The organism is Corynebacterium sp. MSK150 (assembly GCF_030229215.1).
GTDB lineage: Bacteria > Actinomycetota > Actinomycetes > Mycobacteriales > Mycobacteriaceae > Corynebacterium.
The window spans coordinates 1-12,518 of sequence record NZ_JASPHM010000009.1 but is presented as its reverse complement, the minus strand read 5'-3'; the positions used below and the strand labels follow the sequence as shown (position 1 = coordinate 12,518).

The following is a 12,518-nucleotide window of genomic DNA, read 5'->3' as shown; positions in this document are numbered from 1 at the left end:
CGGGGCAGGCAGGTATTCTCAAACGAGGTTCCTTGTGAACCGTGGAGATGTGCCAGAGCGGCCGAATGGGGCTCCCTGCTAAGGAGTTGACCCTTCTGGGGTCCGGAGGTTCGAATCCTCTCATCTCCGCCATCTAATCCCGAGCGTGCGAGCTCGGGATTTTCTCATTTCAGGTGGCGGCGCAAAGCTCGGGTTGAGGGGCTGAGAATTCTGCTATTAGCGCTGGTACGCGGCGCAGCGGCGGAAGAGCACGAGCATGCCGGTGCCGAAGATAAAGCTTCCGGTAAATGCCGCAGCACGCAAAGAAGTGACCTCGTGGAAGAGGGCGGGCACCAAGAGAATGGCGATCACAGAGCTAATAACTCCGAGGACGAGGAAGCAAATCGTTGTGATAGGCCCAGGTGCGGATGGTTGCGGCATGGCGGGACGTCCTTTCATCAATAAGTCCTGATGAAAATAACTCTAAGTTGACCTCTAAGGAGGCGCAATAGGAAGAGGGGGAAGCGCCTTGGAGACGGTCGGGGGTTTAGGGACGCAGGGCGGGAAAGACCTCGTCACGCAAGAGGTGGGCGAGCTCGCGATCCGGGTTGGCCGGGTCTACCCACGCGACCTCGGCAATCTCTGCGGCAGCGCGGGCAAGGACGGGGCGCGGATAAGTAAAGATGCGTCCGCGCACGGTTTCGCCGGGTTCGTTGGCGGCCGGGGCGTCGAAGGTGCCGAGTAGGGATAGCTCAGGGAGGCGGACGTCAACGCCGATCTCTTCTGCGACCTCGCGGGCCGCGGCCTGTACTGGGGTTTCGCCGGCCTCCAGCTTGCCGCCGGGCAGCTGGAACTTGGTGGAAGACTCCTTGCGCACGGTGAGGACATGGCCAAAGGAATTACGGAAAACTACGGCGGCAACTTCAATCATGGGCCCGACTATAACTCGCTACAGCGGATTAATTCAGAAAGCCTGGTACCCACTCGCGCCCCACCCGGGATAGCGCTGCCCCCATCTGTCGCTGGTTGAGGCCTATGTCGAGGACGCCTTCAGAAACCGGATCGCCCGCGAGCACGCTCAAGAGCAGCCAGCCGTTATTCTCGAGGGGCGCTCACGCGCAGATCGGCATGGCTTTTCGCTACAGCGGCGTCATAATATTTCAGCTGTGCAGGCGACACAGAAAGAAGTCTCTGCGTTGCGAGTTCTGGCAGGACTGCAGTGAAACCATCAGGAAAGAACACCATGACGCGCGTGATGTTCTCGTCGCTGAAAAACTTGTCTTCGTTAGGGGAGGCAAGTTGGAAGTCGCATAGGGGCAGGCACATAGGGCGTGAATGCTCCATTACTCAGGTGCTGGCCTGCGCCTTTGAGACTACGGGAAGGCTAAGCGTTGCGCGGGCTTATCACGACGCGGATGGCAAATGAATATAAAGTGGTACCCATGAGTGACTCGAGGTTTCCCCGCTCGGTGTTTGCGGTTGGCACCGACCCTGATCCGCGTTTCACGCTCGCTAATGAGCGCACGTTCTTGGCGTGGATCCGCACCTCCCTGGCGTTGATTGCTGGCGGCGTGGCACTCGAGGCCTTTGACGTTCCCCTGCCGGCCGAATTGCGCTCTGCGGTGTCGGTATTCATGCTGGTCGTCGCCATTATTCTGCCGCTAGTGGCGTGGGTGCATTGGAAGCAGTCTGAACGCGCGATGCGTGAGGAACGCCCGTTGCCCTTTAGCTTTGCCATCCCGGTGCTCGTCGTGGCGATTATGGTGGTAGCGGGCGCGCTAGTAGTGGGCGAGTTTCTTGGCTAGCCCACTATTTGATCCCGGCCTGCAGCCCGAACGCACCCGCCTATCGTGGCAGCGCACCCTTTTGGCGTTGTCCTTGGTGGTGCTGGGGGTAATGCGGGCGGTGAGCGTGCACGTCTTCTTGCCACTAGTCTTCCTAGCCGCCGGTGTTGTGGCGTTGGCCTTGGCGGTGTGGCAGCGTGCCGCGCTTGTCGACGCCGCCTTATCCACCCACCGTTCCCTTCCCCACGCGGTCATCCTTGCGAGCACTGCGGGGCTCGTGTCGCTGCTGGCTGCCTTCGCACTGTGGGGGCTCTTCTTCTAGGTTTTCACCCGGCTCGGGGAGCCGTGGCGCTGTATATTATGCCTATGCCTAAATCCCTATCTCTCCCTCTTGCCGTCGTCGCGGCGACCGCCGCTGCCGCCTTGAGCGGCTGTTCCAATTCCACTGACTCCACCGAGTCCGCGGATAAGCCGAATTTCACCGGCACTGCCCCGAGCTCCTCTGCGGCGGCCGCGTCCGATACCGCGACCGAAGCCGAGGAAGACTCCGCTGATGGTTCCGCAGATGACACAGAAACCGTAGCCGATGCCGGCAAAGGCAAAGACACCGAGGCTGGCGGGGAAAACAAAATCATCCCGGTAGAAGCCTTAGACAGTTTGTGGGTGCCGGCACTATGTGAGAACCAAGCTGGCAACCTAGAAGGCGGCAATTTGCCGGAAAGCCTGAAGGCTGGCTACCCCCATGCGATGGCTGGCCTGAAGTCGAATCAGGACGATACGCCAATGGGCGCCTACGCGGATATCAACGGTGATGGCAGGGACGAAGCCGTTATTACCTACGTCTGTAATAAGGGCGGCACGGGATGGCCGGATAACTTGCTCATCTATGACAACGACCTGAATTACATCACCAAGGTGGATGATTGGGAACGGGAGGGAATGCCCCCAGCACGTGGGCATATCCAGCAGCTGCAGTGGACCAAAGACACGGTCACCGTCACCTGGCGTGCCTATGCTGACGATGACCCGGCCTGCTGCGCTACCCAAGAATTCACCGGAAACCTCACGTTGGACGGGGATAGGCCGCACCTTGCGGTAACCGGTCACCGGCAGGTTGCCGGCTAGCGGCATTCCCTGCAGCATGGCGTAGTCTAAATGGGCTGTAATTAATACTCAGGGAGCTTAATCCCAGAGAGAAAGGCAGGGCGATGGCGGAGACCACCGAGCAGGCTAGCGATATCGTCGAAGCGTGGCTGAAACAAGAAGACGCCATCGATCCACAAAAGGCCCCGCGCCTGCAAGAACTTTTGGGTAGGGTGCCGCTGCAGGATCTCATCGCCGTCGTCGAGCGGCAAAATGCCATCCGCGCGGCGCTGGCCCTGCGCCTGCTGCCGCGCCAAAAATCGATCGCCGTCTTTGATGCCCTCGATGCCAAGCACCAGGCGGATATCATCGATGAGCTGGGCAATTCCGATGTCTATGAGTTCTTTGATGAGCTCGATCCGGAAGACCGGGTGGCCTTGTTGGACGAGCTTCCCGCGGAAATCGCCGATCGCCTGCTGCGCTCGCTGACTCAATCCAAGCGCGATGTCACGGGCGTGGTGCTGGGCTACGACAAGGGCTCGGTGGGACGCCGCATGTCGCCCGAGGTGCCCGTCATCCACCCAGAAATGAGCGTTAAGGACGCGCTATTCAAACTGCGGGAGACGGCGAATGAGCTAGAAACCATCTATACCGTGCCCATCACGCGCGAAGATCGGCGCCTAGTGGGCGTGGTGAGCCTGCGTGAAATCTTTACCGCCGATGCCGCTTTGGCCATGGCCGATATTATGCACGATCCCATCTTTGCTCGTGCCGGTGCTGATGCCGAGGAAACCGCGCGCTGGTTCCTGCCACTGGATATGCTCGCGCTGCCCGTTGTGGATGAGTCGCATCGCCTTGTCGGCCTGCTGACGTGGGATGACGCTACCGACATCGTGGAGGAAGAAGATAGCGAGGACTCTGCTCGCGCCGGCGGTACCGAGGCCCTCCAGCAGCCGTACCTGTCCACTCCGTTGCTCAAGCTGGTGCGTTCGCGCATCGTGTGGCTGCTCGTGCTGGCCGTCTCTGCGCTGCTAACGGTGCAGGTACTCGATTCCTTTGAAGACACACTGGCCAAGGCCGTGGTTCTGTCCCTCTTTATTCCGCTGCTAACCGGCACCGGTGGAAATACCGGCAACCAGGCGGCTACCACGGTGACGCGTGCCTTGGCGCTGGGCGACGTCCGCACGCGCGACCTCCTCGCCGTTATGTGGCGCGAGCTGCGCGTCGGCATGCTGCTCGGCACTGTGCTGGGACTAGCTGGCCTGGCGCTGGCCACCCTGGTCTATGGCCTAAGCATCGGCCTCGTCATCGGCTCAACGCTGTTTTTGATCTGTTCCATTTCCGCGACCGTCGGCGGGCTTATGCCCATCGTGGCTAAGACCATCGGCGCCGATCCGGCGGTCTTTTCCAACCCCTTCATCTCTACCTTCTGTGATGCCACGGGCCTGATTATCTACTTCCTGATTGCCAAGACCGTGCTGGGAATCTAGCACGCCTCCCTACGGTTCGGGGGTGGGGAAGTGGTGGAGTCGTTTCCGGTTTCGGGCAGGTGCGATGTGTGCTCTACGGGGGTGCGGGGGTGATCGCGTGTGGCGGGATATGGTTTCTGCGTCACATGTTTTGTATGGTCAGTGCATGCTTCGCAGTGAACTGGATAACTTTCGGTCTGCTGCCTCGGCCTAGCTAATAAACTGGGAAATACGGAGCATATCCCACAGCACAATCCTCTCTAAGTGAAGGAGCGCGCGGTATGACCACCCCGCATACTCACGAATCTACCGCCCACACCGAAGGTGACGAGGCCCCCGGAGCGCCGCGCAGCGAGTGGCGCCGTCAGTTCATCGGCCTTTTCATCGGCTTGGGTTTGGCCATACTGGTCTTCTTTATCTTCCCCTCGAATGCGATCGAGACCGTACAGGGCTCCGCGGGTGCAGATCCGGAAGCCGAGTACACGCTCAGTGCCATCCGTACCGTCGCCGCAGTAACCATCTTGATGGGCGTGTGGTGGATGACCGAGGCCATTCCGCTCGCCGCCACCGCGCTGCTGCCGCTGGTCATCTTCCCGCTCGCCGGTGTGGGCACGATTAAGGAAGTGGGCGCCCCATACGCGTCCGCGACCATTTTCTTGTTCATGGGTGGCTTCCTTATCGCGCTTGCTCTGCAGCGCTGGAACCTGCACCGCCGCCTAGCGCTGTACGTGGTGAAGATTATCGGCACCTCGCCCAAGCGCCTGATCTTGGGATTCATGCTGGCCACCGGCTTTTTGTCCATGTGGGTATCTAATACCGCTACGGCAGTGGTGATGCTGCCTATCGGTACCTCGGTGCTCGCGCTGACCGCGGAAACCGTAGGTGGCTGGGAAAAGCAAAAGAAGTTTGCCACGGCGCTGATGCTGGGTATTGCCTACTCCGCTTCCATCGGTTCGCTGGGTACGCTCATCGGCACCCCGCCGAATGCCTTCCTCAATGCATATATGGCCGATACCTGGGACGTAACCCTCGGCTTTGGTCGGTGGATGGCGGTTGGTGTGCCGCTCGCCGTGACCTTCTTGCTGATTGCCTGGGCCCTGCTCATTACCGTTTTCAAGCCGGAAATGAAGGATATTCCAGGCGGGCGCGAGCTCATTAATGACGAAATTAAGGCACTCGGCCCCTGGACCCGCCCCCAGATCATGACGGGCATCATCTTCGTCCTCGCTGCCGCAGCCTGGGTTACCCTGCCGCTGGTCCTCAAGGAATTTGAGAACTATGACGATGCCATCGTGGGCATCGCCGCCGGCATCTTGCTCTTTATCCTGCCCGCGGACAACCAGCGCCGTATCCGCTTGCTGGACTGGAAGACGGCCAATGAAATGCCGTGGGACGTCCTCCTGCTCTTCGGCGGCGGCTTGTCGCTGTCCTCGGTCTTTAATGCCTCCGGCCTGTCCCTGTGGATTGGTGAAATGGCCAAGGGGCTTAGCGTCCTTCCGGTTGTCCTCATCGTCTCTGCCGTGGCTGCGCTGGTGCTCTTCCTGACGGAGATCACCTCCAATACCGCGACAGCGGCCACGTTCATTCCGATTATGGGTGGCGTCGCCGTGGGCGTGGGCCTTACTGCCGATGGCGATATCAACGTCCTTCTCCTCACCATCCCGGTGGCCCTCGCGGCAACCTGCGCATTCATGCTCCCAGTTGCCACCCCGCCGAACGCCATTGCCTATGGCTCTGGCTACGTCAAGATCGGCGAGATGATCAAGGGCGGCCTTGGCCTCAATATCATCGGCATTTTCCTCATCACCCTGACGGTGTACTTGCTGGCAGTGCCAATCTTCGGCCTGTCCATTTGAGGGTAGGGGCTTCGTAGCCATTCCCTAATGAAAAACGTTATCATTAGGGAATGGCTACACCCGTTACTGTACTGTCCGGATTTTTGGGCAGCGGAAAAACCACGCTCTTGAACCACCTGCTTGCCAACCGCGAAGGGCGCAAGCTTGCCGTCATCGTCAACGACTTCTCCGAGGTCAATATCGATGCCGCCCTCGTTGCTGGCGAGGGGCACCTCGAGCGCGGTGAGGATCGCTTTGTCGAGCTATCCAATGGCTGTATCTGCTGCACCCTGCGCGAGGATCTCATCGAATCCGTAGGTAAGCTGGCCCGCTCCGGCCGCTTCGATCAGATCGTCATCGAGTCCACTGGCATTTCCGAGCCTATGCCCGTGGCTGCCACCTTTGAATGGGAGTTTGCGGACGGCACCACGCTTGCCGACGTCGCCCCTATCGACACCATGGTCTCTCTCGTGGATGCTTCCACCTTTCTTGATTACCTGCGTCGCGGCAAGAGCCTCGCGTCTGAGAATATTGAGGCCACACCCAGCGATGATCGTACCGTGGCAGACCTACTCGTGGACCAAGTCGAGTTTGCTGACCTCATCCTTGTTACCAAGACCGATTTGGTTGATGCTGCCGAAACCGAGCGCGTCATCGCAACCGTTCGCGCTATGAACCCCCGTGCCCGAGTCGTAATGGTCACTGATGGTGCCATTGACCCACGGCTGGTCCTCGATGCCCACCTGTACGACTCCGCCACTGCCGCGACTTACCATGGCTACGCCGAGGAGCTGGCTAAGCCGCACACGCCCGAAACCGAGGAATATGGCATTTCCTCCGTCGTTTTCCGCGCCGACCGCCCCTTTAACCGCGATCGTCTGCTCGCCGCCCTTCGTGCCAGTACCGGCCTGGTGCGTTCTAAGGGGTATTGCTGGCTCGATACCGATCTTCAACTCGCCCACGCTTGGCAGCAGGCTGGGCCTAACCTTCAAATCGTGCCAGCTTCGCTCTGGGCTGCAAATGACGTGACGCCCGGTACCGAAATTGTCCTTATCGGTATCGACTTCGATCACCAGTCCACCCTCAGGGCGCTCCGGGGCGCTCTGCTTTCCGACGCCGAAGTTGCCGCTCTCATCGCTCCCTAATTGTCTCCATTTCCATCAGGTGAACGCCGGGTGAACAGGCGATTTGTTAGTTTTCCGGACCGTGGGTATAGTAAATTCTCGTTGCACAGCAGAGCGCACGCACTGCTTACCAACGGTCTGCGCCCGTAGCTCAACGGATAGAGCATCTGACTACGGATCAGAAGGTTGGGGGTTCGAATCCCTCCGGGCGCACAAAATCAGCCGCCTTCGGGCGGCTTTTCTTGTATCTTAGCCCGCCTCACCTAAGTTCCGCTCTATGAAGACCTCCTCGCTTGTTTCCGGCCTCATCGCCGGCGCCATCCTCGGCCTCATGCTGTGGCTGGGCTCTGGCATGTTCTGGCTCTTTGTGGCCGGCTTGGCCATCGGCATCGCCGCAGCCCCGCTTCTAAAGCTGGCCGCCGATCCTTCCCGTTCGCGCAAGCGCCGCGATAGTTCCTTCCGCGACTAGTTCTGCGCAAGTCTCACGCAATCCACTTATAAAATGCAGGACACGTATAAAATATTTGCAGCAACCTTCCAGACAGACTTAGTAGAAAAAGAAAGTCTTTATTAACAAGGGGAGCGCGGCGACGCGTTCCCCTCCGTCTTGAAGGAGAACGCTAGGTGTTAGCACCCTCGCGCATCGTAGGGCTCGATATAGCCCGCTCACTTGCGATTATCGGCATGATAGTTCTGCATATGGCCTCCTTGGTGTGGCATACCAAGGTCATTTTAAATGGCCTGCCCGCCGCACTATTCGCCATCCTGGCCGGCGTCACGTTGATGCTTATTTCCCGCGATTTCACGGCGACCACGTTCCTGCGCATCATCGCCCGCGGCTGCATAATCACACTTATCGGCCTCGCCCTGCTGCCCGTGGGCGGCGAGATTCAAATCGTCCTCGTGGTCATCGGCATCACGATGATCCTTGTGTCCTGGGTCCCGCCGCTGCGCTGGTGGTGGAAGCTCCTGCTCCTCGCCGCTGCCACCGCCGCCGCGACCGTAAAATATGCGCCGCTGACCCTTCCGCAGGTCTATCCGCTACTGGCCTATTGCGCCTATTTCCTCGCTGGCATGCTGCTCTATGAGGTCTATATCCGCAGCTCCCGCGCCGCTGCCCAGTGGGTGTCCACCGCCATCGCCGCGGCCGTTGCGGCAGCCGGCTTTTACTTCCGCTTTGCCCCGGATATGCCTGGCTGGCTGCGCTTTACCGGCCACACCGGCGTGCTGGGAGAGATCGTCCTATCCATCGCCGTCGCCGCTATCGTCCTGCACCTATGCCTGCTTATCGGTCGAGCGGTGCCTAAGCTGGCGTATCCCTTTGCTGCGCTGGGGGCAATGTCGCTGAGCATCTACATCCTGCATGTGCTCACCGCTTACTACTGGCAGAGCCACGTCTCCCTGCACAACACCGCCTGGGCCTGCGCGTTCATCGCCCTCTTCCTCGTCTTCGCGAGCCTATGGCGCCGCCTGATAGGGAAGGGGCCGGCCGAATGGGCCGTCGCCAAAGTTATCGCCATCGCCGTTCCTGCCGGAAAGAAGGACTAATCATGCAGCACAAAATCTTCCCTGCCTTGCTCGCCGCCAGCATCGTGGCACTGACTGCCGCCCCGGCCACTGCACTCGAACACGGCGAACCAGCTCCGGACTCCCCGGAAGCCCGTACCGTCGCCCAACTCAAGATAGGACGCGTGGGCAGCTTCGGCGATTGCACCGGCACCCTCGTGGCCGCCCAGTGGGTGCTCACCGCCCGCCACTGCCTCGAGTCCGTCAATAACGAGGGCACCCAGGCCCGCATCAATGGCACCACCTACGACGCCGATTCGTGGGCGCTATCCCCGCTTTCCGACGCCGCCCTTCTCCACCTCACCACCCCCGTCACCGATACAAAACCCGCAGAGATTTCCACTCAAGTTCCAGAACCTGGCCAGCGCGGCACGCTTTACGGCTGGAGCAGCAGTTCCTCCATGGCGCGCCGCGGCCAGCTGCCGCAGGCGGAGATGGAAGTGGCTGAGCTCCTCGGCGCCGGCCCTGCTGGCCCCGCCAGCTCCACCGAACCAGGCGCCGCAGACGCGGCCGAGGATGGCGCCGAGGACGCCGCTGGCGGAGAAAGCATTCCCGCGGCCGAGGCCATGCCGGGACTTAAAATGCCGGAGGGTACGGAAAGCGTGCCAGCCAGCGAGGCGATGCCGGGTGGGGCGCCAGATGGCCCGATGCCACTAATTGAAAGCGCCATCCTCGACGTACACTCCACCGGCCGGGCCGGCATGCAGGGTGGTGACTCCGGCGGCCCCTTCTTTGTAGACGGTAAGCTCGCCGGACTCGCCACGGCGGGCACCGCGAACGGGGACCCAGACCTGCCTTCACCTAGTGCGGCTATTACCACTCTGGCCGGCACCAAGGAGTGGATCGAGGCAGTAGTGAGCGGACGCGATAAGGAAGCGATTCTCACCGCGGCAACCACTCCCGAACCGCCGAAAACCCCGCAGACCAGTGCAGATCGTGCGGGGCTCTATGCGGGCATAGCCGCCATCGGCCTTATCGCCGCCGCGGTGCTGGCGCGGATTCCCCGCCTGCGCAACCGCGGCCGTGAGGACTAGAAAATCTCGATGCGCCCGCCCAGGGACTCGGATTGGCGCAGCTGCGCCACCCAGTTCGGACCGCCTGGGTGGAGGCGCAGCACCGGGCGGGAAGAAATCTTGATCGGGGAGACCGATTCCTTGCGCGCGCCGGAACGGGCATCGATGCGGGTGCGGGCGCGATAGCCGGCGTCGGAAAGCTCAGCGATGGAAGGCTCGGGGGAGTCGAGCTTCTCGCGGGCATCGCGCAGCAGGTCCAAGGCTTCGTCCAATGCTTCCACCAACGCCGGCGCATTGGTCTCGCACATCTGCTGCACCAGCTCCGGGTGCGTGCCGGCCACGCGGGTAGCGTCCTTGAAAGAACCGGCAGACAGGGACTGCGCCAGGATTCCGCCGTTATCGCCCACCACGGCGAGGATCTCCGCAAAAACGTGTGGCAGGTGGGAAATGCGCGCCACCGCGGCATCGTGATTAGCCACGCGGATAGGCACCGCCTCTGCGTGCACCATCTGGGTCATGCGCACGACCTCGGTGAAGGTCTCAATCCACTGCTTCGGAATCTTTTCCCCGCGCGCCTCGCACTCGGCGGCGTAGTCATAGGTAATGCCCCACGCCGCACGGCGGAACAGATCCTTCTGCGAGTTATCCCAACCGGACTTGGACGTGCCCGCCATTGGGTGGCCGCCCACGTAGCGCGACTCCATACCGCGCTCCAGCACCTGCTGGCGCACGGCCGTCTTAACGGAAACGACGTCCGTAATGCCGCAACTGGGCGCGTGCTCCTGAATGGCATCGAGGACGCTTCCCACAGCGCCCATCGGCACGGCTATGACAATGAGCGCGTTCTCCGTCTCCGCGCGGGTCAAAATCGCGGGAAGATCATCGGTGACGTCAAAACCCTGCTTTACTGCAGTGCGGGCGCCGGATGTGGAGTGGTTGTAGCCAAAAACGTGGTGATTGTATCCGGCGAGATCGCGCAGCAAAGAGCCGCCGATGAGGCCGAGGCCAATAATGCAGATAGGGCGTTGAACATCTTGAGAACTCACGATGACAATTGTGGCACAACACGACTAATCTCACGAGGTATGAGCAACGAAAATTACTCCTTCGCAGTAACCGTCGCCCGCAACGCGGGCCAATGGCTGGTGCGCAGCTTCAACGATGACTTTGAGGATCCGCAGACCTCCATCAATGCGGTGCGCAGCCTGCGTTCCGAGGGTGCTGCGTTCGCGCTGCTGTGCGTGGAGGATGCCTATTTTATTGCCGTGCGCCCGGTGCCGGGCGGGGTGAAGATGCTCATCTCGGATGCCACCTATGGCGTGGACGATGACTTCGCTGCCGATTTCATGGATATCAACGACCATGAAATCCCGGATGTGGACCCCGAAGAGGCCGATCCTTATGGCGAGGGCGATTTCGATATTTTCGCCGACCTTGGCCTGTCCGAGGACCAGGTGGGCTACATCATTGACAATGATGAGGACTGGCCTTCCGATATGTTGCTGCGCATCGCCGGCGAGCTCGGCTTTGGCGATGAGTTGGAAGACGTCATTGATAACGCCTGAGCCCCTGCTGCGCGCTGAGGCTCGGATGCGCCGCGCTCTCGACGTCGCCAAGCGTACGCCGGCCGGCGATGTCCCCGTGGGTGCGGTGCTTTACGACGCCGCCGGAACCGAACTTGCCACCGGCGTCAACCGCCGCGAAAAGCTGGCGGACCCCACCGCCCACGCCGAGGTTGAGGCCATTCGCCAGGCCGTCCGTGTACACGGCGATGGCTGGCGGCTTTCCGGCTGCGAACTCGTGGTCACCCTGGAACCTTGCGCCATGTGTGCCGGTGCGCTGCAGGCCGCGCGGGTGTCTTCCGTCGTCTTCGGCGCCTTTGAACCCAAGACGGGCGCGTGCGGCTCGCTTATCGATGTCCTGCGTGCCCCCACCGCCCCCTTTACCCCGCAGGTCCGCGGCGGCGTGCTCGAAGAGGAGTGCGCCGCCGGGCTCCGTAAATTCTTCGACGGCCTGCGCTAAACGCGCGTACACTGGTCGTTATACAACAACCGTCTACTCAAAGGAGTGATTATGGGCGATTTGGAAAACAAGAAGGATGGCCTCGTAGGCAAGGCAAAGGAAGCCTACGGCGAAGCTACCGGCAACGAGGACGTAGCCAACGAGGGCAAGGCCGACCAGGTCACCTCCGAGGCTAAGGACAAGCTGTCTGACGCTGCCGACGGCATCAAGGACAAGGCCAACGAGGTTATCGGCGGCCTGAAGGACGACTAATCCTCGTCCCTCGTTTCCGTATCTCGCTGCGCTGGCACCCCGCCGGCGCAGCGATTTTGTCGCTCGGGCCCACTCCCGTAATCTGGAACGCGGTGGCGTGTCCGAGCGGCCGAAGGTGATCGCCTCGAAAGCGATTGTTGGGTAACCCCCAACCGCGGGTTCAAATCCCGCCGCCACCGCGCAAGGCCCCGACCTGTTAATACAGGTCGGGGTCTATTTTAGTTTTTCTCCGCCAGGGAGCTTTGGGGGGTTAAGGGTCAAAATGTGTGTCTGGTTCGGCGTGTCGGTGGGGGTTAGATTTGCCAGCTTCCAGGCCGGCTGACTGGGCGTAGACGGTGTAAGTGAAGTCCTAGTCGTTGGGATAATCAGTACGGCCGACGGTGCGCTAGGA

16 protein-coding genes and 3 tRNA genes are annotated in these 12,518 nt (G+C 61.0%); 15 read left to right on the top strand and 4 right to left on the bottom strand.

The window, feature by feature from the left end:
- The first annotated feature begins 43 nt into the window (after window positions 1-43).
- Window positions 44-132 (top strand) — tRNA-Ser (locus tag QP941_RS06910).
- A gap of 84 nt (window positions 133-216) precedes the next feature.
- On the opposite strand, the gene QP941_RS06905 is transcribed toward QP941_RS06910, so the two are convergent.
- From QP941_RS06905 to QP941_RS06895, 3 genes are all read right to left on the bottom strand, one after another.
- Window positions 217-420, bottom strand: coding sequence for a hemolysin III family channel protein (locus QP941_RS06905; protein ID WP_284868484.1), 204 nt, complete (start codon window positions 418-420; stop codon window positions 217-219).
- Between the two features lie 106 nt (window positions 421-526).
- A complete protein-coding gene (locus tag QP941_RS06900; protein WP_284868483.1) occupies window positions 527-910 on the bottom strand; it encodes an NUDIX hydrolase in 384 nt (127 codons plus the stop codon).
- A gap of 164 nt (window positions 911-1,074) precedes the next feature.
- Complete coding sequence (locus QP941_RS06895; protein WP_284868482.1) at window positions 1,075-1,323, bottom strand: hypothetical protein; 249 nt, start codon at window positions 1,321-1,323, stop codon at window positions 1,075-1,077.
- 98 nt (window positions 1,324-1,421) lie between these two features.
- Between QP941_RS06895 and QP941_RS06890 the strand changes: the two genes are divergently transcribed.
- The 10 genes from QP941_RS06890 (at window position 1,422) to QP941_RS06845 (ending at window position 9,874) form a co-directional block, all read left to right on the top strand.
- Entirely contained in the window at window positions 1,422-1,784 is a 363-nt protein-coding gene (locus QP941_RS06890) for a YidH family protein (protein ID WP_204610495.1), read from the top strand.
- The gene (locus QP941_RS06885; RefSeq protein WP_239194011.1) at window positions 1,777-2,085 is read left to right on the top strand and encodes a DUF202 domain-containing protein; all 309 of its coding nucleotides are present in this window, start codon (window positions 1,777-1,779) and stop codon (window positions 2,083-2,085) included. Before QP941_RS06890 ends, QP941_RS06885 begins: the two co-directional genes overlap by 8 nt.
- Before the next feature lie 44 nt (window positions 2,086-2,129).
- Window positions 2,130-2,888 (top strand): hypothetical protein, encoded by a 759-nt coding sequence (locus tag QP941_RS06880; protein ID WP_284868481.1) that lies wholly within the window; start codon window positions 2,130-2,132, stop codon window positions 2,886-2,888.
- 83 nt (window positions 2,889-2,971) lie between these two features.
- Window positions 2,972-4,336 (top strand): magnesium transporter, encoded by a 1,365-nt coding sequence (gene mgtE, locus QP941_RS06875; protein ID WP_284868480.1) that lies wholly within the window; start codon window positions 2,972-2,974, stop codon window positions 4,334-4,336.
- Between the two features lie 260 nt (window positions 4,337-4,596).
- The gene (locus tag QP941_RS06870) at window positions 4,597-6,171 is read left to right on the top strand and encodes an SLC13 family permease (RefSeq protein ID WP_284868479.1); all 1,575 of its coding nucleotides are present in this window, start codon (window positions 4,597-4,599) and stop codon (window positions 6,169-6,171) included.
- Between the two features lie 50 nt (window positions 6,172-6,221).
- On the top strand, window positions 6,222-7,295 hold the full coding sequence (locus QP941_RS06865) for a GTP-binding protein (RefSeq protein WP_284868478.1): 1,074 nt from the start codon (window positions 6,222-6,224) through the stop codon (window positions 7,293-7,295).
- A gap of 119 nt (window positions 7,296-7,414) precedes the next feature.
- Window positions 7,415-7,487, top strand: a tRNA-Arg gene (locus tag QP941_RS06860).
- A 64-nt stretch (window positions 7,488-7,551) separates the two neighbouring features.
- A complete protein-coding gene (locus tag QP941_RS06855; protein WP_225746109.1) occupies window positions 7,552-7,743 on the top strand; it encodes a hypothetical protein in 192 nt (63 codons plus the stop codon).
- A 215-nt stretch (window positions 7,744-7,958) separates the two neighbouring features.
- Window positions 7,959-8,822 carry an acyltransferase family protein gene (locus tag QP941_RS06850; RefSeq protein ID WP_502869200.1) on the top strand — a complete coding sequence of 288 codons (864 nt, stop codon included), beginning with the start codon at window positions 7,959-7,961 and terminating at the stop codon, window positions 8,820-8,822.
- A gap of 2 nt (window positions 8,823-8,824) precedes the next feature.
- Window positions 8,825-9,874, top strand: coding sequence for a trypsin-like serine protease (locus QP941_RS06845; protein WP_284844630.1), 1,050 nt, complete (start codon window positions 8,825-8,827; stop codon window positions 9,872-9,874).
- Here the strand turns inward: QP941_RS06845 and QP941_RS06840 are convergent.
- Window positions 9,871-10,899, bottom strand: coding sequence for a prephenate dehydrogenase (locus QP941_RS06840; protein WP_284868476.1), 1,029 nt, complete (start codon window positions 10,897-10,899; stop codon window positions 9,871-9,873). The two genes, QP941_RS06845 and QP941_RS06840, sit on opposite strands and share 4 nt — an antisense overlap.
- A gap of 39 nt (window positions 10,900-10,938) precedes the next feature.
- On the opposite strand from QP941_RS06840, the gene QP941_RS06835 reads away from it, so the two are divergent.
- The 4 genes from QP941_RS06835 to QP941_RS06820 all read left to right on the top strand — a co-directional run bounded on the left by QP941_RS06835 (window position 10,939) and on the right by QP941_RS06820 (window position 12,306).
- Window positions 10,939-11,418, top strand: coding sequence for a tRNA adenosine deaminase-associated protein (locus QP941_RS06835; RefSeq protein ID WP_005323176.1), 480 nt, complete (start codon window positions 10,939-10,941; stop codon window positions 11,416-11,418).
- Window positions 11,419-11,443: 25 nt separating this feature from the next.
- Entirely contained in the window at window positions 11,444-11,875 is a 432-nt protein-coding gene (locus QP941_RS06830; RefSeq protein ID WP_284868552.1) for a nucleoside deaminase, read from the top strand.
- A gap of 51 nt (window positions 11,876-11,926) precedes the next feature.
- Window positions 11,927-12,127, top strand: coding sequence for a CsbD family protein (locus QP941_RS06825; protein ID WP_250413150.1), 201 nt, complete (start codon window positions 11,927-11,929; stop codon window positions 12,125-12,127).
- A 91-nt stretch (window positions 12,128-12,218) separates the two neighbouring features.
- Window positions 12,219-12,306, top strand: a tRNA-Ser gene (locus QP941_RS06820).
- Window positions 12,307-12,518 lie beyond the last annotated feature (212 nt).